Origin of the sequence: Brevibacillus daliensis (assembly GCF_021245735.1) — a bacterium.
GTDB lineage: Bacteria > Bacillota > Bacilli > Brevibacillales > Brevibacillaceae > Brevibacillus_B > Brevibacillus_B daliensis.
Genome location: NZ_JAJISB010000010.1, coordinates 162,810 through 181,425, shown reverse-complemented (window position 1 = coordinate 181,425; position 18,616 = coordinate 162,810). Strand labels below are relative to the sequence as shown.

Genomic DNA, 18,616 nt, shown 5'->3' with positions numbered 1-18,616 from the left:
AATGCTACAAAATCAATATGTTGTGTGATGAATGGAATAAAAATGCGGGGGTGCGTGTTATGCGATCTTTTTGGAAATTACTTGGTTTGTACGCTACCGCAATGATCGTATGGATAGTAATGTGGGATGAAATGAATGGTATCATTCCTGGTCTGATGATTGCCTGGTTTGTAATCGGTGTAGTAATCGGATCGATTGTCCTTATTAATGTAGGAAATTCCACTCCACCTAACCAACGGACTTTATATCTACTGGTAGCATGGGTAAGTATTTATACAACGATACAGTTTTTTGAGCTACGTTTAACGGCTGACTCAATGCGTTCGAGACCAGTATGGGAGCAAGTTGTGCCAGATGCACCATCTGATGGTTCACAGGTGAATCAAAATACGACTCTTCTTAAAAAGAGACCACTTATATAAACAAACAAAGAGACAAAGCGAAGGATCGGTGAAAAACCGTTCTTTTGTTTTGTCTCTTTATTACTGGTATAAAATAATGTGAAACAACCTGGGAGGAAGGGTTAGCTTCTTCGGTGTGGTCAAATCATCATGGATTAGAGGTAGAAGACTTTTTATTCTGCTTTTCATTCTGTTTCTGCTTTTCATTCTGTTTCTGTTTTTCATTCTGTTTCTGCTTCTGCTTCTGTATTTTCTTCTCCCTTTGAACATCTTTAGCTGCCGCCACCCACGCTATGATACTCCCAATTAGAGTAAAGACAGCACTAAGTAAAACGAGTTCTGCTATGGAAAGACCTTCTCCTTCGATTTCTCCTTCTTTATCTTCTTCTTCTACTCCGGGTACTGGCACAGATGATTCTCCCCCTTCAGGTTCCGTTTATCTAATATGGTATGAGTCTAGAGAGGAACTGGGCACATTGATTGTGAAAACATGATGATGATAACGAAAGTGCGAATAATGGAGTGTTACATATACACAATAACCCCATATTTTATTGAAAAATACGTACATTTATTATATGATTAGCTTGAAATGTTCATGTATAAGAATTTTAAAACCAGGAGGTTCTTTTCTGTGTCTAAAAAGAGAGCACTGATCAGCGTTTCGGATAAAACAGGTGTAGTTGAGTTTGCGAGTCAATTGGTGCAACTAGGTTTTGAAGTGATTTCGACTGGTGGAACGGCAAAGATGCTACGTGATGCAGGGGTAGCTGTAACGGGTATATCAGATGTAACACATTTTCCAGAAATCATGGATGGACGAGTGAAAACCTTGCATCCAGCTATTCATAGTGGCTTATTAGCAGTTCGAGATAATGAAGAGCACGAAAAGCAAGTAAAAGACCTTGGTTTTGATTATATAGATGTGGTTGCCGTTAACTTGTATCCTTTTAAAGAAACCATTTCAAAATCAAATGTCAGCTATGAAGAGGCTATTGAAAACATTGATATTGGTGGTCCGACCATGCTTCGTTCTGCTGCCAAGAACCATGCTTATGTAACGGTGATTGTAGATGCAGCAGATTATGGACAAGTCCTAGATGAGCTTCGCGTTGGTCAGTCTACAACACTTGCAACCAGAAAGTATTTGGCAGCGAAGGTTTTCCGTCATACTGCAGCATACGATTCTCTCATTTCTCGATATTTGAGTGAACAGGTAGGGGAAACAATGCCTGAATCCATGACGGTTACGTATGAAAAGGCGCAAGATTTGCGTTATGGTGAAAATCCGCATCAAGTGGCAGCATTTTATCGCGAAGTGCTCGCTGTCCCTGGAAGCATTGCAACTTGCAAGCAACTGCACGGTAAAGAACTCTCATACAATAATATTAACGATGCAAACGCAGCCCTAGCTATTTTGGCTGAATATTCGGAGCCAGCGGTCATTGCAGTCAAACATACAAACCCATGCGGTGTAGGGGTTGGTCAAACTATTTTAGAAGCATATCAGAAAGCATACGCTGCAGATCCGGTATCCATTTTTGGAGGAATCGTAGCGGCTAACCGCACAATCGATAAAGAGACTGCTATGTTGTTAAAGGATATTTTCCTCGAGATTGTTATTGCCCCTGCATTCGATGAAGCGGCACTTTCAATCTTGCAAGAAAAGAAAAATCTGCGCTTGTTACAGACAACAGGAAGCGAAGGTAATATTCAAGAAACAGGATTATCTCAGTCGTACCAGATAACTGCGGTACAGGGTGGAGCGCTTTTACAAGAATGGGATCGCAAACCGCTTGATCCTACTGCTATAATGGTCGTAACTGATCGCGCTCCTAGCGAGGAGGAACAAAAACAGTTAGAGTTCGCGTGGAAGGTAGTAAAACACGTTAAATCAAATGCAATTGTCCTCGCCAAGGATAATAAAACAATTGGTGTAGGAGCAGGTCAAATGAACCGGGTTGGGGCGGCCAACATAGCAATTGAACAAGCAGGGGAAGAAGCAAAAGGAGCAGCTCTTGCCTCCGATGCCTTTTTTCCGATGGCTGATACAGTGGAAGCTGCGGCAAAAGCTGGTATTACTGCAATTATCCAACCAGGTGGTTCCATCAGAGATCAAGAATCGATCGATGCTTGCAATCGCTATGGTATTGCCATGATATTTACAGGTGTCCGTCATTTTAAACACTAAGAGGAGGACATACGGAAATGAAAGTTCTAGTAATAGGCAGCGGGGGAAGAGAACATACCCTGGTGTGGAAGTTAGCACAAAGTCCAAAAGTGGAGCAAGTGTATTGTGCACCAGGCAATGGAGGAACTGCTGCTCTGGCACAGAATGTACAGATTCCCATCAGTGATTTTGCAGCGCTTGCTCAATTTGCCAAAGACGAGGAGATAGACGTTACGGTAGTAGGACCGGAAGATCCGCTGTTAGGCGGAATAGTTGACTTTTTTACTGCTCGAAACCTGCCTATTTATGGTCCATCATCACAGGCAGCCAAAATCGAAGGTAGCAAGACATTTGCCAAGAGCCTCATGAAACAGTATGAGATTCCTACGGCAGCTTACGAATCATTTCTTGATCTGGAATCGGCTCTTACTTATGTACAGGATAAAGGAGCACCAATCGTTATTAAAGCGGATGGTCTGGCTCAAGGTAAAGGTGTTATTGTTGCAATGACTCAGGAGGAAGCGGAAGAAGCTGTGAGGCTCATTATGGAGGATAACCGATTCGGTCAAGCAGGAAACCGGGTGGTTATTGAAGAGTTCATGAGAGGCGAAGAGCTGACACTACTCTCTTTCGTTGATGGAGAGACAGTAAGACCGATGGTGCCTTCCCAGGATCATAAGGCAGTCTTTGATGGAGACCGTGGTCCCAATACGGGCGGAATGGGGGCATATGCTCCTGTACCACAAGTGAATCAAGAATATTTGCAGCAAATTGTCGAAACGATTGTTAAACCGATGGCTTCAGCTATGGTAAAAGAAGAGATGCCGTTTCAAGGAGTATTGTATACGGGTATCATGATGACATCAGAAGGACCAAAAGTAGTGGAGTTTAATGCTCGAATGGGTGATCCGGAAACACAGGTAGTGTTACCGCTTCTCGAGACGGATTTGCTAGAGATTATCTTGGCGTCATTAAACGGGACATTGGCTGATCTGGAAATTGATTGGAGTTCAAATAGTGCTGTAACCGTAGTCATGGCATCAGGTGGATACCCGGATGACTATCCAACAGGATTTCCAATTAAAGGCCTGGCAAAATGGCAAGAGAAAAAGCCAGCTGCTCGTGTAGATGACACATTTGTTTTCCATGCGGGTACAAAAGTAGAGGATGGTCACGTGCTAACAAGTGGTGGGCGAGTTCTTGCAGCAACGGCATGGGGTCCATCTCTAAAAGATGCCCAACAAAAAGCATACGAGGTTGTCTCGCAAATCTCATTTGAAAAGTCCCATTATCGGAAAGATATTGCTGATAAAGCATTTAAACGTGTATAAATATTGCCCCTGTCTGGGTGCATATAAAGAGCGAAACGCCTGGTTATGGCGTTTCGCTCTTTCATTTAGATTGCTATTTTGTAGGTTGTCCTTTTACTTTGCAGCGTTTTGTCCAGCGATTCTACCGAATACGGTAATGTCTGCTAGTGCATTACTACCTAAACGGTTAGTTCCGTGTATTCCGCCTGTAACCTCACCAGCAGCATAAAGACCTTCTATCACTTTGCCTTCGGTGTTAATTACCTGGGCATTTGGGTTAATCTTAATGCCACCCATTGTATGATGCACAGCAGGAACCGCTTTGATCATATAGAATGGACCTTTTTCAATTTTAGAAGGCAGGCTGCGTTTATTGAACTCTGGATCTTTGCCTGCATCCACATAGCTGTTGTAGTTGGTAACAGTTTTCTTTAACTCTTCCGCCTCAATTTCGAAGAATGCAGCAACCTCGTCTAATGTATCAGCTTTTACTAAAAGGTCATTCTTGTACAGGTAATCTAGCTCTGCCGCGTGGTTTTCCTGTAGTTTACTTTCGACAAAGCCATTATGGTCAATTAGCTCGTAAGCGGCGTGGCCAGTTTGTGCCTTGATAGCCATAGACATTACATCACGTCGACCAAGCTCTTCTACAAAGCGTTTTCCCTCTTTGTTAACAATTACGGTGTGACCATATAGACGGGCATCATCATAGTACAAAAGGGTACCAGTCAGTGGATCGCAAATTGGATAGGTTTGGATATACTCCATACCAGTTAAAGCTGCTCCGATTTTCTCAGCCATTACAATACCATCACCTGTACTGCCCACACTATTGGTTGAGAGAATGGTTTCATCAATGTCAGGGTTATATTTTTTACGCATCTCAATATTGGAACCAAAACCGCCAGTGGCAATAATAACTGCTTTGTTGGTATGGATCGTGTAGTTTGTATCAGTGCCTTCAGCTTTTACACCAACGACTTTACCGCTTTTGTCTGTAATCAGCTCGGTAGCAGGAGTGTCATAGTAAATAGGAATGTTTAGTTCTTCAGCTTTTGCTAGTTGTTTTTTTATAATTTCCTGACCGCTTGCACCTAGTGGAATTAAACTTCTTTTTACAGAGTGACCACCGAAGAACATCAACTCATCTTCCCACTCAACACCGACCACATCACGAAGCCAAACAGCCCCATCCAGCGCGTTTTCAGCTACTGTTTTTACCAGCTCAGGATCGTTTTTGTGATCTCCACCTTTAAGCGTATCTTCAATCATCAATTGGGGATTGTCACTGATGTTTTCTTTTTTTTGCAGCCAGTTGCCAGGAGCTGCATACTCAGCTCCAGAAATTAAGGTGTTTCCGCCAGCTACCGGAAGCTTTTCTATTATGAGTACGTCAGAACCAGCCATTTTGGCTTCTATTGCAGCGTTAAATCCTGCTCCACCCGCACCTATAATCACGATGTCACGTGTTTCCTCTACATTTTTCTTCTCCGTTGTTACGCCTACATTGCCATCAATCTTTTTCAGCATATCAGGGGTTGCTCCTGCGGAAGCTATGGCTGCGTTCACTGCTTCCAAGAAGCCCTTAGATGTCAACGTACAACCTGAGATCGCATCTTGATCGGCGCTGTTGGTTTTTAAAATGTTCTCTGTCAAAGTGTCCATAGACTTGTCCAAACCTTCTGTTTCAGAATGGCTTACTACCTTAATCCCGGTGATGGTGTCATCTTTAATGGTGACCTCTACTTTAATAGGTCCTCCCTTACCAATGCCCTCGCCAGTGTACGTTCCATCTTTAATTGTTGATGTTGCTGAACCGCTTCCAACTGATGTACCACATGCAGTAAGACTCAGGGACAGAATCATGATGAGTAGCCACGTAAAAAACTTCTTCATGTTGATCCTCCTATTTATGTATGTTTCAAACGTATTTCTCGAATTAAGCGTAGCACATATAAATATGAATTAATTTACACATTATTTATTTATTTTGCACTTTGCGGTATTGTTAAAAAAGAATGGACAAATGGATAACCTGTTGGGATTTTCAACACAGACAAAACAGCAGGGAGAGGGATGACGTGTCCTTACGGTTTAAAATTGTGTCAGTTTTCGTTTGTTGCCTATTACTTGCCTTTTTACCACTTATATTTATTATTCAATTGCAAGTGAAGTCATTAAATAAGCAAGAGGTTGAGCGGCAAACCTTGCAACTTATCAGCGCAAAAGCCAACGAGGTAGGCTCTTGGCTGAACGAGCGACTCAGTGAGATACGTATTATTCATGAATACCCATACGTAAAAGAACTGGATTTCACGCAAATTAAACCTTATATCACAAGGATTAATCAAATCGTAAAAGATAATTACGGCAATCCGGGGGAATCCTTTGCTATTGGAGGGTTAGATGGACAAGGGTGGATAAATGATGCTACCACCATAGATGTATGTAATCGCACCTATTTTTATCAAGCCATTCAAACAGACAAAGAGTATGCGATCAGTAGGCCGGTAGTATCCAAATTCGACAATCAGCCTATTTTTCTAATCTGTTATCCGATACGTAATGAATTAGGAAAAAAGATTGGATTTATTAATGGAGCAGTAAGTCTGGAAAGGATAACACAAGTCATTGAAGACATTGACATTTATGACGGCTTTGTGTGGATTATGAACCGTGAAGGGGATGTTTATACTGGTTCTGGCAAAGGCTTTGAGGAGCGGGATCTTTCCCGAGAGAAATTACTTGATCTAGCTAAACAAAGTATGGGATCACAGGCTGGTACTCTGGTGACGGCACAAAACAAATCCACTTTGTTTTATTCTTCTGTGCCTTATGCGGATGACTGGCTCCTATGCATGATGATAGACAACGATAAGATTCATGCAGAGACCAATTACATAACCAACTTAATCGTGATCGTCTGTCTACTATTGATTGTAGCCTCGGTAGGACTGGCTATCTTCGTTTCTGGATCTATCACACGACCAATAGAGCGTCTGAAGCGACACATGTTGGAGGTTTCAGCAGGCAACCTTGACGCTGTATATAAAAAGAGCGATGGTGAAGATGAGATATCGGTACTAGGCAGTGTATTTAATAACATGCTAGGAGACATTAAAAAGCTAATTAGGCAAGTCTATCAAATCCAGGGACAGAAACGAAGAGCTGAGCTTCGGGTGCTGCAATCGCAGATCAACCCCCACTTTCTGTATAATACGCTGGACACAATTCAGTGGAAGGCACTCAGCTATAACGCTTATGAAGTAGCCGACATGATACAGCTGCTCTCAAAATTATTCCGCACCTCATTAAACAATGGGAAAGAATATATCACCGTGGAGGAGGAGATCGCCCATGTTTCCACCTATCTGGAGATACAAAAAATTCGTTATAAAGAAAAGGCTTATTATGAAATCAACGTAGAACCCTCGATAACAAACTATCTGATGCCTAAGCTGATTATACAGCCGTTGGTGGAAAACGCCATTTATCATGGTATGAAACCAAAAAAACAACCAGGTAAAATTGAAATCAAGGTTTGGCAACAATCAGAGCACCTTTACTTATCAGTTCAAGACGACGGTGTGGGTATACCGGAGCAGCGCTTGGAGCAAATTCGTGATAATCTCAAGCATTCAGTAGAGTCTGATCACTACGGTTTATACAATATCAACGAGCGTTTAACCCTTGCCTATGGCGAACAATACGGCATTACACTGAACAGCCAACCAGGGATAGGAACCATCGTACAGATCAAAATACCAATAGCGAGTGAGGAATTCGTATGTTAAGAGCAATCATTGCTGATGACGAAGAAACGATTCGTAATGGATTAAAGAATTTGATCGAATCCTCCCAACTTGATATCGTTGTAATCGCCACAGCTGAGGATGGACAGGAAGCATTGGCAGTTGTGAATGAGTATAGCCCGGAGATTATATTAATGGATATCAATATGCCACATCTTAACGGTTTACAGGCTATTGAAAAGGTAAAGTCGAAGCATCAACATGCAAAAATTATTATTATCTCTGGCTACGATGAGTTTGAGTATGCTCATAAAGCAATAGAGCTTGGTGTATTTGCTTATTTATTAAAACCATTGGATTATCGAAACCTGATAGAGGTATTACAAGAAGCTGTTAAATCCTACTCCCAGCGTATTTGGGAGTTAAATCAGCTTAAAGTCAGTTCTAAAGAAATGGATTGCTACAAAGCTGCATCACAGGCTTCGTTAGCGGCATTGGACTACATCCGTGAAAATTATACTGATAATAACATTTCTCTGGTACAGGTGGCGAACCAATTTCATATTAGCCAGTCGTATTTAACAAAAGCAATAAAACACAAAACAGGAAATAACTTTACCGATTATGTAAATCGACTACGAATTTCCACGGCAATACATATGCTAACAGATAAGGATAAAATGTATACGATTAATGAAATTTCCTCCCTTGTTGGTTACAGTAGCCAACACTATTTCAGCCGAGCGTTTAAGAACTATGCGGGCGTTTCTCCCAATAAATACCGCAGTGGCTATCCGTCACCATAATGTTGTTCAATTACAGCATATATCGCATATATCAAAGGGAAGATTAGATAGAAAAAACTCTTCTTATGTTTTTCTCATAAAAAGAGTTTATTGCCAGCTACCCGGAGCTATTGCTCCGGGTTCTTTTCTTGTGAGGAACGATTCTGACGCTCATCCCGATGTCTAGCTCCATTTGTTGAGGATTGTGGGTTTCTTTGGGGACGTGGAGATCGATTCCGAGTCGTATCTCCTTGAGTATCTTGCTGTGAATTACTACCTTGTGAATAAGTATAAGCAGTCTGTTGACCTTGTGAGCGACCAGAAGAAGAAGGTCCTGCAGCTTCGTTTGAAAGGGAGAAACCGTTTGGGATAATCTTTTTCAATGCTTTTTCGACCATATCTTCTTTGCGTGTGCTCATTCCGCAAGAATAGAGAAGCGGACAAAATTGCGTGATGCCCGCAGCTACTTTCATGGAAGATAGTAGTAATAATCCCCAAGGCTTTCTGCGAGAGCTAAAGCAAGACATTTTGGCAATGGCACAGCCTAATCCGATTAATCCAAACGATATTCGCACATAAGCATCCAATGTCCCAACGTTCTTTTTCATGACATCCACTCTCCTTCTCTTCTATTCTTTGTTATTGTTCCGAAAAACAATCAAGGAAAAAACAGAGAGAGACAGAAGGGAAACAGCAATGAAATATACAATCATAACAAAGACCAAAAAGACCAAAATTATTACTTAGTATGAAACAACTAAAATCTTTCAAAACCATGTAATCAATCATCATATTTATCCTTGTAAATTTTCTTATTTATCATAAAATATAAAATAATCAGTAATTATTACAGGGAGTCCTGTACCTGATTGTAACTTCATAGAAAATCCCGGAGCTTTAGCGTTGTAACTGGTTAAAAAGAAAACATGAACAGGAGGATTCATGTATGGCAAAGGGAAAAGTTGCAACTAGGGGATTTTTAGCGGCAATACTATCTACGAGCTTACTGGTATCAGCATGTGGAGGTGGCACCAGTCAAGGAAGTGGTCTTGAAGTTATTAAGTTGGCCACTCAAAGCCCTCTATCTGGCGCATACGCTAACATTGGCGATGCAATCAGACAAGGAGCAAATTACGCTCTGATGGAGGAGAAGGATGAGTTCGCAAAATTGGGATTCGATATTCAATTGTTCCCGCAGGATGATCAGGGTGATCCAAAACAAGGGGTTGCCAACGCACAATTACTGGTATCGAACAAGGATGTATTAGGTGTTGTAGGACATTACAACACCGGAGTAGCCATTCCATCTTCCGTTGTGTATGAAAAAGGAAGCTTGGTCATGGTATCGCCAGCTAATACGGGTGTCGACCTAACCGAAGAAGGTAAAAAGACTGTTCACCGAATTTGTGCTCGAGATGATGCACAAGGCCCTGCCGCAGCGATGTACGCCAAGAATACAATGGGCGTAAAAACAGCTTTCTTGATTCATGATAAAACCGCATATGGACAAGGTTTAGGGGATCAAGTAAAAGCTCAGTTCGAAAAAGATGGCGTAAAGGTACTGGGGTACGAAGGGATTACGGTGGGAGAAAAGGATTACAGTGCTGTAATTAACCAGGCAGTATCAAAAAATCCTGATGTGATTTTCTTCGGAGGTATTTATGCCGAAGGTGGACTCATCGTAAAGCAGGCACGAGAAAAAGGATACAAAGGCATATTTATGGGTGGAGATGGCATTGACTCCTCTGATTTAGCGAATATCGCTGGCGCAGCGGTTGAAGGTGTCGTGTATACCTCGGTAGCAGGGGATGTTACGCAAACAGAAGTAGGTAAAAAATGGGCAGCAGATTATGAAAAGGCAACCCAAAAGAAACCGGAAACCTATTCTGTATATGGTTATGATTCCATGAAAGTATTATTAAACGGATTAAAGGAAGCAGCGAAAGCAAATGGGGGCAAAAAGCCTTCACGTGAACAGGTTCTGGAAGCCGTTCATAAAACAAAGGATTTCCAAGGACAGTTTACCAAAGTGACCTTTAATGAAAAGGGAGACAATCAGTTCGCGGAAGTATTTATTTATAAGTTCGAAAACGGAAAGCAGGTTTTCGTAGGAAAAGCAGAATAATCATTGGGGAAGGGGCGGCACAGCAGTTTGCGGGCCGCCTCCTTACTGTATCAGAAAAGTACAGACTTCAGAGCATTGCATCCTGATACGCATGAAAAACATCCGCTAAAGAAGGACCAGCTTCTTCGAATAGACTTCAATTAAAGTTTTTCTTACTGTATCAGATAACTATCACGAAAGGAAATGAGGGAAGCAAGCGTGGAAAATATGTTGCAGATATTACCTCAAGTACTAGTTGACGGACTTACCCTTGGTTTTATGTACGCTGTTGTGGCGCTAGGTTATACCATGGTGTATGGGATTCTTGAGTTTATCAATTTTTCTCATGGGGAAATCTTCATGGTGGGGGCTTTTATTGGGACGGAAGTATTATTAATTATGGACGCGTTAGGTGGATTACAAGGTCTGAATCCGTTTATTGCCTTATTGATGGCATTGGTAATCAGTATGATTATTACGGGAATGTTAGGGGTGGGAATTGAACGGGTCGCCTATCGACCATTAAGAAACTCGCCAAGGTTAGTACCTCTGATTTCAGCGATCGGTGTATCCTTCCTGTTGCAGGACGTCGTACGCTTTGCTGAAGCGTTGCATCGTGATGCATTTTATCTAACGGGGCCTATACTCTTTCCAGGAAAACTGGACATAGGTATTGCACAGATTCCTACAAAAGCATTAATCGTAATTGTAACCGCAATTGTATTGATGATCGTTCTTTCATTCTTCATTAACAAAACAAAATGGGGAATCGCCATGCGAGCAGTGGCACAAGATCAGTCAACTGCTTCGCTGATGACAATAAATGTTGATAAGGTAATCATGTTAACATTTTTAATTGGGTCAAGCCTAGGGGGCGCTACAGGGGTATTATTTGCCCAAAATTACGGAACAATCGATCCTTATATCGGTTTCATTCTCGGAATGAAGGCATTTACAGCAGCAGTTCTGGGTGGTATCGGAAATGTACGGGGCGCTATGGTAGGCGGTGTCTTGCTGGGAGTTATTGAATCGCTCTCTGGAGCATACCTCGGACCACTCACAAATGGGGCTTTTGGTGGCGAATACAAGGATGTAATTGCATTTTCCATTCTGATACTGGTGCTTCTGTTTAAGCCTGAAGGATTATTTGGTGAAGCAGTTAAAGAGAAAGTGTAGGTGAATAGCAAAATGGGTACATTCCGAAATTTAATGGCAAAAGAACAACCAATCCCGCTTTTGCTAACACTGGCGTGGATTGCTGCTTGCTCCGTTGCACTCTGGGTACTGAAGGATTCAGTTACCAGCTTTGTTGGCTTAATTTTATCTGTCTTGATTATTTACTACACGAATGCAAATAAATGGTTGAGAATGGCACTGGGAGGTCTTGTACTCCTAGTCATTATTCCTTATTTGGCAGGTGGTAATAGTTACTACATGGAGGTTGCTACCAACATTGGAATCTATGTAGCGATGGCGTTGGGATTAAACATTGTTGTCGGTTTTGCAGGATTACTTGATCTTGGCTATGTAGCCTTCTTCGCAGCGGGAGCATATGCTTATGGAATATTTGCTACGGCGCAAGCGAATGAGTTTATACCTGGGGACTTGTTTCCGTTAGGGGGAGAATGGTTCTGGGCGTTCCTGATTGTAGGATTACTGGTAGCTGCTGTTTTCGGTATTCTACTGGGATTACCTGTACTACGGGTAAAAGGTGATTACTTAGCCATTGTTACGTTAGGTTTTGGTGAAATTGTCAGAATTATCTTTAATAACCTCGATAAACCGGTTAATATCACAAATGGTCCACAGGGATTATCGTCCATTACTCCTCCCTCGCTGATTGGAGAAACCTTTTCGGATGCCTTCCATTTTTATTTTATCGTATTGGTAGTCATATTCTTTGTAGTCTGGGCGAACTTGAAGCTAGAGCATTCCAAGCTAGGTCGTGCATGGATTGCGATTCGCGAAGATGAACTGGCTGCCCAATCAATGGGGATTTCTTTGCTCAATACTAAGCTGACTGCATTTGCTACAGGTGCTTCCTTCGCGGGTGTGGTTGGGGTTATTTTTGCAGCTAAACAAACGTTTATTGATCCTACCTCCTTTACGTTAATGGAGTCAATCGGTATTCTCGTCATGGTTATTCTCGGAGGAAGTGGAAGTATCCCGGGTGTTATCTTAGGAGCAACCTTCGTTACCTTGCTTCAGGTCCAGTTGCTTAAAGAGCTGTCCAATTATCTTCATGAGCTGTCGCAAGCAGGTATTTTATCCTTGCCAAGCCAGTTGGACCCTTCTAAACTGCAACGTCTCGTTTTTGGAGTTTTGCTGATCCTGGCTGCCTTGTATCGTCCGAATGGTTTAATTCCGTCAAGACGTAAGAAGGAAGATATTGGTGCTATTAAGAGCCATGCTCATGCTGAGCAAAAACAGGGAATACTCGCCAAACTAACCGGACGTAAAAACGTAAGCTAAGGAGGAGCTCGGTATGGCATTGTTAGAAGCAAAAGGTTTAACAAAAAAATTCGGTGGTCTCGTTGCTAATGATAGTATTGATTTAGAAGTGGAAAAGGGAAGCATTACCGCGGTTATTGGACCAAACGGAGCAGGTAAAACCACTTTTTTTAACATGATTACGGGATTTTACGAACCTGATCAAGGTGAAATTCTGTTAGAAGGTAAAAGTATCAAAGGACTCCGACCAGATAAAATAGCTGGACAGGGAATCTCTCGGACATTCCAGAATATTCGATTGTTCAAGGAAATGACCGCTCTGGAAAATGTTATGATCGGACAGCATACTCGCTTGAAGGCAGGATTAATGGGGATTCTGTTTAACACCAAAAAAGTCCGAGAAGAAGAAGCACGGGCACGAGTTGAGGCTTATCAATTGTTGGAGTATGTGGGGATTGAGCATATTGCCAATGAAACAGCAGGAAGTCTTCCCTATGGATTACAGCGTCGTCTGGAGATAGCCAGAGCGCTTGGAACAAATCCCAAGATTATTTTGCTAGATGAACCGGCAGCAGGGATGAACCCGCGTGAAACGGTGGAAATGACTGAATTTATTCGACAACTGAAATGTGAATTGGAACTGACGATCATTCTAATTGAACATGACATGAAGCTGGTTATGGGGTTATCCGAATATATTCACGTACTGGATTACGGTCGTAAAATTGCAGAAGGCACACCAGAAGATATCCGAAATAATCCGAAGGTAATTGAGGCGTATCTTGGCAAAAGTGCAACGGAAGCTTCGTAGGGGGAGGAAGAAAAATGGCATTACTGGAACTAAGTAACATTCATACCTATTACGGAGGAATCCATGCGCTTAAAGGCCTTACCATAAAAGTGGAAGCAGGAGAGGTCGTTACCCTTATCGGTAGTAATGGTGCTGGTAAATCAACGACGCTCAAATCAATATGTGGACAAGTAAAAGCAAAAGAAGGCAAGGTTCATTTCAATGGAGCTGATATTACAGGGAAAAAGCCGCATGACATTGCAGCGTTAGGCATCGCGCATGTACCTGAAGGAAGACGGATTTTTTCCAAGCTAACTGTGCGGGAGAATCTGGAGATGGGGGCTTTTTCAGTTAGTGATAAGCGACTGGTTGAGGAGGGAATTGAACGAGCTTTTCATTATTTCCCACGCCTGAAGGAGCGTATTTCTCAAAAAGGTGGGACGATGTCGGGTGGAGAGCAACAAATGCTTGCCATTGCTCGGGGACTTATGATGAAACCAAAGATTCTCATGCTGGATGAACCATCTATGGGTCTAGCTCCAATTCTTGTTGAACAGATTTTTGAGATTGTAAAAGAACTGAATGAAAATGGCATGACCATTCTATTGGTAGAGCAAAATGCGAATCAAGCGCTTAGCGTGGCACATCGGGGCTATGTTATCCAAACAGGACAAATAATTTTGCAGGATGAAGCGGCTACCCTGTTGCAAGATCCGCAGGTGCGTGAGGCTTATCTGGCGTAATCAGAGTGTCTAAATTCCTTAGTATAAGACTCTTCTTATGTTGGTGACATAAGGGGAGTTTTTTATATAACCGCCCTGTAGTGGATGCAGAAGAAGCACATTTTTTGTCTGCAAACTCGTTAAGGTCCCGCAAGGGAGCGAGGACTGTCCGCTACTGGGTAAAGAGTGCGGAAAGTGCAAAAGGGTGACAATGCTACGAAGTGTCTCACGGGTTGCACTTTTTAGTCCGCACTCTTTACCCAGTAGCTGGGCAGGACCTTAAATAGTTCTGGACAAAAAATGTGCTTCTTCTGCAAAGGATTGCAGGGGAAAATCGCTAAAGCGGGTTTTATTCACCATAACATGTTAAAACCAGCTACTTTTTTCACACGTAGCGTCTTGGCGAAGCCCTGCCCAGCGGAAGGCTTTTGTCCGGGAAAAAGAAGCGAGCCCCAGCAAGTCTTGCAGTGAATACATCGTTGTGAGCTTCCCCGGACAAAAGCGTGGAGCGGACTTTACAACCCACAGAAGGGCGAAGACCTTAGCGAAGTGTGAAAAAAGTAGCTGGTTACCTCCATAAAAATGGTATCCTAGCTATTTCTAAGGAACCAATTTAGCAACCTTAATCCGACTAGATAGCGTATTCCATATAGCAGGATCCTCTAGTCCAAGACGCCATAAAGCGATGCCAGACAGATTGTATTTTTCAACCAGCGCCAGCTTAAAGCGCAGGCTGAAACTATTTTCGAACCAAGCTACATGCATATTACCACTTGCATCTTGATAGTTGAGATGGGGTGATTGATGAGTGCTATCCCATTGCAATGAAGAAGCGGGCTTGTTCATATGGGCGTGCAGTTTGGAATACGTTGTATAGGCAGCTTTTTCACCAGTGCTGCTCCAATCCCAACCGTACCCTGCCACACCTAGCAGGATTTTGTTAGCTGGTACATTTTGATTAAGAGCATAGCAAATGGTGTCTTCTACCCATTGAAAAGAAGCAACAGGTCCTGGCACTGTCCGTGGATTGTGCTCGTCGTACGCCATAATGATCAGCCTATCTACAGAACGGCTTAATTCTTTGTAGTCAAACCAAGGTGACCAGGGATTCGCACGGTCATCACCTGTATTGGCAGGTACGTTGACGCTAATAGATTTGCCATGTTGATGCATGATAGCACTTAATTCCTTAATAAAACGAGTGAACGCTTCCTTGTCCTCCAGAAAGAGATTTTCTATATCAATATTGACTCCGTCGTAACCTAAGGAGAGGATTTCTTTTTGCAATTCATCGAAAAAGGTTTTTTGGATGTGGGGATAGCGTAATATGTTGCGAGCTACTTGTTTGCCTACTGCGTTTGAACCATAAAAAAGATTGTGAACCAGTAATTCCACCTTAATATTGCGGGAATGGGCATGTTCGATTACTTTTTTCCGAACATCCACAGGTATATCCGTTTTAAGATGACCGGGTTTTTCTTCGTCCAGTTTATAAGTAAAGGGAGCAATCATGCTAATGTTCTCGTGATGAGCCGCAAGCGTAGGTGCAGAGCTAGGTAAGGTATCTTCCTCTTCGGTATAAAAACCAAATACTTCTCGAACTGGTTTTTGAATCTCAGATGCGATATGTCCGGAATATCGTGTTGAATCGATGGTATCAGCAGAGAAATGGTGGAAAGGAGCCTCCTTTTGATTGAGGACCAGTTTAGTTTGTTGGGACTGTGAATGGTACTGCCTTGTATCCATCGAAGAAGGAGAACATCCGATAATAAGAATGAAGATAAACCCAAAGTTAATAGGGAAATACAAGCGTGGGAAGAGCTTTTTCATCTCCTCCCTCCTTTCTCATACTAGTAGGCGTAGGGTTTGCAAATAGCGAGAAACATATCCATAGAAATCCATATGAGTTTCACATTTCTACGCAAAAAAATAAGCCAAGCAATGTCATATCTGCTTGGCTCGTTTTTATTATATTGTTATTTAAGAGGTGAATTCGGGTCCATCGGTAACGTAATCTGGAATTGAACGCCCTGATCATCAGGCAGATTCTCAGCAGAGATGTGACCGCGATGGGCCTCAACTACCGCACGAGAAATGGCTAAACCGAGACCATGCTTTCCAGTTTTTCCTTTTCGAAAACGCTGGAACAGATTAGGCAATACGCTTTCCTCAATCGGTGGCCCATCATTGGCGATCGTAATGTGGACGGCATCCTGAGTAAGCTCTCCTGTAATGGAAATGGTTGTTTTTGCATAGCGAAGCTGATTTTCCAAGATGTTGGTGATCGCCATGGAAATCTGTTCACCATCGCCCAGTAGGGGCAGACTCTGCGGTAACGATATATTCCAATGCAAGTGATTGTGTAAAGGTTGATAACGTTGATGCAGGAATCCAAGCATCTCTGAGAGATCAAGTGAGTTGAAGGAAAGCATACGGTCAACTGACTCTAATTTAGTAAGATAGAGAAGCTGCTCAACTACTTTCTCAAGACGATCACTCTCTTCCATGATAATTGCCATTCCTTTTTTTGCTTCCTCTCCCTGAAATACACCATCAATCAATCCTTGTGTATAACCTTGAATCGCCATGATTGGGGTTTTTAGTTCATGTGAAATATTTTGAACAAAATGTTGCTGTGATTGATCATAATCCTTTAATTGTTGCTTCATTATATCGAAGGAGCGAGCTAATTGTCCGATTTCATCCTTTCGATCCATATTTAGCGGGATATCAAATTGACGACGGGCAATTTTTTGGCAGTATATTTCTAGTTTACGAAGTGGCTTGGATAAATAGCCACTAAACCAGATAGCAAGCAAGATACTAACTCCAATTAAAATCGCAAAGAGAACGAAAAATTGCTGCGTAATAATATTGTTAATATGAATGAGTTCACGATCTCTGGTGAATATAACCAGGTAGTACGGGAAGTCAAAAAAATTTAGTTTCTGGCTGACATACAGATAATTGTCCTCTTTATGCTTGAGAGTACCTTCTTGAAGATTAAAACTAGGTGTGGAAATGGATTTATACAATTCATCCACAACAGATTCAGGGATACCTTTGGTACCGTCCAGAACTTCACCGTGCGTATCATAAACAAGCACTTCAAATGAAAAACGATAGTGTTGCAGAAGATACATCAGTAAGCGAGGGGAACTGCCCTCAGGTACTCTGACTACACTATTTTGCTGAGTAAATGCAACATTGCTAGAGATTTGCTCAAATTCCTCTTCAAGTAGGGCAAAGGTATTGCTATACAAGATTTTTTGTAGTGTATACGGATAGATGATAGAGACACTGGTTGCAAGAATGATGATCAGCGCAAAGAAAAGAAAAAAGATTTGTCGGGCTAATGGTTGGTTTCTCAATGAGAACTTATCTATCATTTTGTCATCCTGTATCCAAAACCGTATACGGTTTCAATTGGAAAGTTAGGTAGTTTTTTTCGAATGCGCTTTACCAAGTCATCAACAGCCCGATCTGAACCAATATAATCGTCACCCCATACAGCAGTTAAAATTTGTTCTCGCTGAAGGGCTTGTCCCTGGTTCTGCATAAAATATAGCAATAGGTCAAATTCTTTTGTTGTTAAATCAATGATCTGTTCGTCTTCCTTCACCAAACGTCCTTTTTCTGAAATATAGTAGCCGGAAACGGAAATCCAGTCCTGATAATTGTCGGTGGAAACAGGAATCCCCGGTGATGATGTTGCAGGTTTATCATAGGTACGGTTTAAGAGTCGTTGGGCTCTAATAACCAATTCTCTCGGCAGAAAAGGTTTGGCGAGATAGTCGTCGCTACCTAGTTCCAAACCGATGATTTTATCAATATCTTGATCTCTAGCAGAAATGAACATGATCGGTACTTCGGATGATTTGTTACGAATTAATCGCAATAATTCATAGCCATCTATGTCAGGTAGCATGATGTCAAGAATCCAGAGATGGGGCTTTGCCTGATCAATCTCCAGAACGGCAAGCACTTCTTCCCCGCTTTGAAAGGTTTTAACTTCCAAACCTGCTCGTACAAGATAGGATCGCAACAGCTCCAGCAAGTTGGTTTCATCGTCGACCAGATAAACAAGATAAGGGATAGTCTGCGTCATTTTTCTTACTCCTTTCCATTCTA

General features: G+C 42.1%; 16 protein-coding genes. 10 read left to right on the top strand and 6 right to left on the bottom strand.

Annotation, left to right across the window (positions count from 1 at the left end; translation table 11 throughout):
- Window positions 1–59: 59 nt before the first annotated feature.
- Window positions 60–422 (top strand): hypothetical protein, encoded by a 363-nt coding sequence (locus LM917_RS11240; protein WP_232697600.1) that lies wholly within the window; start codon window positions 60–62, stop codon window positions 420–422.
- 127 nt (window positions 423–549) lie between these two features.
- Here the strand turns inward: LM917_RS11240 and LM917_RS11235 are convergent, their stop codons facing one another.
- A complete protein-coding gene (locus tag LM917_RS11235; protein ID WP_232697599.1) occupies window positions 550–810 on the bottom strand; it encodes a hypothetical protein in 261 nt (86 codons plus the stop codon).
- 225 nt (window positions 811–1,035) lie between these two features.
- On the opposite strand from LM917_RS11235, the gene purH reads away from it, so the two are divergent.
- Together purH and purD are read left to right on the top strand one after the other, a co-directional pair.
- Window positions 1,036–2,592 (top strand): bifunctional phosphoribosylaminoimidazolecarboxamide formyltransferase/IMP cyclohydrolase, encoded by a 1,557-nt coding sequence (gene purH / locus LM917_RS11230; RefSeq protein ID WP_232697598.1) that lies wholly within the window; start codon window positions 1,036–1,038, stop codon window positions 2,590–2,592.
- Window positions 2,593–2,609: 17 nt separating this feature from the next.
- The gene (gene purD, locus LM917_RS11225; protein ID WP_232697597.1) at window positions 2,610–3,902 is read left to right on the top strand and encodes a phosphoribosylamine--glycine ligase; all 1,293 of its coding nucleotides are present in this window, start codon (window positions 2,610–2,612) and stop codon (window positions 3,900–3,902) included.
- 93 nt (window positions 3,903–3,995) lie between these two features.
- On the opposite strand, the gene LM917_RS11220 is transcribed toward purD, so the two are convergent.
- Entirely contained in the window at window positions 3,996–5,777 is a 1,782-nt protein-coding gene (locus LM917_RS11220) for a flavocytochrome c (RefSeq protein ID WP_232697596.1), read from the bottom strand.
- 185 nt (window positions 5,778–5,962) lie between these two features.
- Here LM917_RS11220 and LM917_RS11215 point away from each other — a divergent pair, with 185 nt between their 5' ends.
- Together LM917_RS11215 and LM917_RS11210 are read left to right on the top strand one after the other, a co-directional pair.
- A complete protein-coding gene (locus LM917_RS11215) occupies window positions 5,963–7,675 on the top strand; it encodes a sensor histidine kinase (RefSeq protein WP_232697595.1) in 1,713 nt (570 codons plus the stop codon).
- Window positions 7,669–8,439: a response regulator transcription factor gene (locus LM917_RS11210; protein ID WP_232697594.1), complete on the top strand. Its 771-nt coding sequence runs from the start codon at window positions 7,669–7,671 to the stop codon at window positions 8,437–8,439. The genes LM917_RS11215 and LM917_RS11210 overlap by 7 nt, the downstream gene beginning before the upstream one ends.
- A gap of 107 nt (window positions 8,440–8,546) precedes the next feature.
- Here LM917_RS11210 and LM917_RS11205 read toward each other — a convergent pair whose 3' ends face one another.
- Window positions 8,547–9,026, bottom strand: coding sequence for a YgaP family membrane protein (locus LM917_RS11205; RefSeq protein WP_232697593.1), 480 nt, complete (start codon window positions 9,024–9,026; stop codon window positions 8,547–8,549).
- A 338-nt stretch (window positions 9,027–9,364) separates the two neighbouring features.
- On the opposite strand from LM917_RS11205, the gene LM917_RS11200 reads away from it, so the two are divergent.
- The 5 genes from LM917_RS11200 (at window position 9,365) to LM917_RS11180 (ending at window position 14,506) form a co-directional block, all read left to right on the top strand.
- Window positions 9,365–10,543, top strand: coding sequence for a branched-chain amino acid ABC transporter substrate-binding protein (locus tag LM917_RS11200; RefSeq protein ID WP_232697592.1), 1,179 nt, complete (start codon window positions 9,365–9,367; stop codon window positions 10,541–10,543).
- Between the two features lie 207 nt (window positions 10,544–10,750).
- On the top strand, window positions 10,751–11,698 hold the full coding sequence (locus LM917_RS11195; protein WP_232697625.1) for a branched-chain amino acid ABC transporter permease: 948 nt from the start codon (window positions 10,751–10,753) through the stop codon (window positions 11,696–11,698).
- A 12-nt stretch (window positions 11,699–11,710) separates the two neighbouring features.
- The gene (locus LM917_RS11190; RefSeq protein WP_232697591.1) at window positions 11,711–12,994 is read left to right on the top strand and encodes a branched-chain amino acid ABC transporter permease; all 1,284 of its coding nucleotides are present in this window, start codon (window positions 11,711–11,713) and stop codon (window positions 12,992–12,994) included.
- 13 nt (window positions 12,995–13,007) lie between these two features.
- Entirely contained in the window at window positions 13,008–13,784 is a 777-nt protein-coding gene (locus LM917_RS11185; RefSeq protein WP_232697590.1) for an ABC transporter ATP-binding protein, read from the top strand.
- A gap of 14 nt (window positions 13,785–13,798) precedes the next feature.
- Window positions 13,799–14,506, top strand: a complete 708-nt coding sequence (locus LM917_RS11180) for an ABC transporter ATP-binding protein (protein WP_232697589.1) — start codon at window positions 13,799–13,801, stop codon at window positions 14,504–14,506.
- 579 nt (window positions 14,507–15,085) lie between these two features.
- Here LM917_RS11180 and LM917_RS11175 read toward each other — a convergent pair.
- From LM917_RS11175 to LM917_RS11165, 3 genes are all read right to left on the bottom strand, one after another.
- Window positions 15,086–16,315: a glycosyl hydrolase family 18 protein gene (locus LM917_RS11175; protein ID WP_232697588.1), complete on the bottom strand. Its 1,230-nt coding sequence runs from the start codon at window positions 16,313–16,315 to the stop codon at window positions 15,086–15,088.
- Between the two features lie 146 nt (window positions 16,316–16,461).
- A complete protein-coding gene (locus LM917_RS11170) occupies window positions 16,462–17,874 on the bottom strand; it encodes a sensor histidine kinase (protein WP_232697587.1) in 1,413 nt (470 codons plus the stop codon).
- Window positions 17,871–18,593, bottom strand: a complete 723-nt coding sequence (locus tag LM917_RS11165; RefSeq protein ID WP_255668208.1) for a response regulator transcription factor — start codon at window positions 18,591–18,593, stop codon at window positions 17,871–17,873. The genes LM917_RS11170 and LM917_RS11165 overlap by 4 nt, the downstream gene beginning before the upstream one ends.
- Window positions 18,594–18,616 lie beyond the last annotated feature (23 nt).

Excerpts from the sequence above, each read along its gene's own strand:
- LM917_RS11185 (WP_232697590.1), top strand. The coding sequence starts at position 13,008 with ATGGCATTGTTAGAAGCAAAAGGTTTAACAAAAAAATTCGGTGGTCTC.
- purD (WP_232697597.1), top strand. The coding sequence starts at position 2,610 with ATGAAAGTTCTAGTAATAGGCAGCGGGGGAAGAGAACATACCCTGGTG.
- LM917_RS11165 (WP_255668208.1), bottom strand. The coding sequence starts at position 18,593 with ATGACGCAGACTATCCCTTATCTTGTTTATCTGGTCGACGATGAAACC.
- LM917_RS11180 (WP_232697589.1), top strand. The coding sequence starts at position 13,799 with ATGGCATTACTGGAACTAAGTAACATTCATACCTATTACGGAGGAATC.
- LM917_RS11200 (WP_232697592.1), top strand. The coding sequence starts at position 9,365 with ATGGCAAAGGGAAAAGTTGCAACTAGGGGATTTTTAGCGGCAATACTA.
- LM917_RS11195 (WP_232697625.1), top strand. The coding sequence starts at position 10,751 with ATGTTGCAGATATTACCTCAAGTACTAGTTGACGGACTTACCCTTGGT.
- LM917_RS11220 (WP_232697596.1), bottom strand. The coding sequence starts at position 5,777 with ATGAAGAAGTTTTTTACGTGGCTACTCATCATGATTCTGTCCCTGAGT.
- LM917_RS11175 (WP_232697588.1), bottom strand. The coding sequence starts at position 16,315 with ATGAAAAAGCTCTTCCCACGCTTGTATTTCCCTATTAACTTTGGGTTT.
- LM917_RS11170 (WP_232697587.1), bottom strand. The coding sequence starts at position 17,874 with ATGATAGATAAGTTCTCATTGAGAAACCAACCATTAGCCCGACAAATC.
- LM917_RS11210 (WP_232697594.1), top strand. The coding sequence starts at position 7,669 with ATGTTAAGAGCAATCATTGCTGATGACGAAGAAACGATTCGTAATGGA.
- LM917_RS11205 (WP_232697593.1), bottom strand. The coding sequence starts at position 9,026 with ATGAAAAAGAACGTTGGGACATTGGATGCTTATGTGCGAATATCGTTT.
- LM917_RS11190 (WP_232697591.1), top strand. The coding sequence starts at position 11,711 with ATGGGTACATTCCGAAATTTAATGGCAAAAGAACAACCAATCCCGCTT.
- LM917_RS11240 (WP_232697600.1), top strand. The coding sequence starts at position 60 with ATGCGATCTTTTTGGAAATTACTTGGTTTGTACGCTACCGCAATGATC.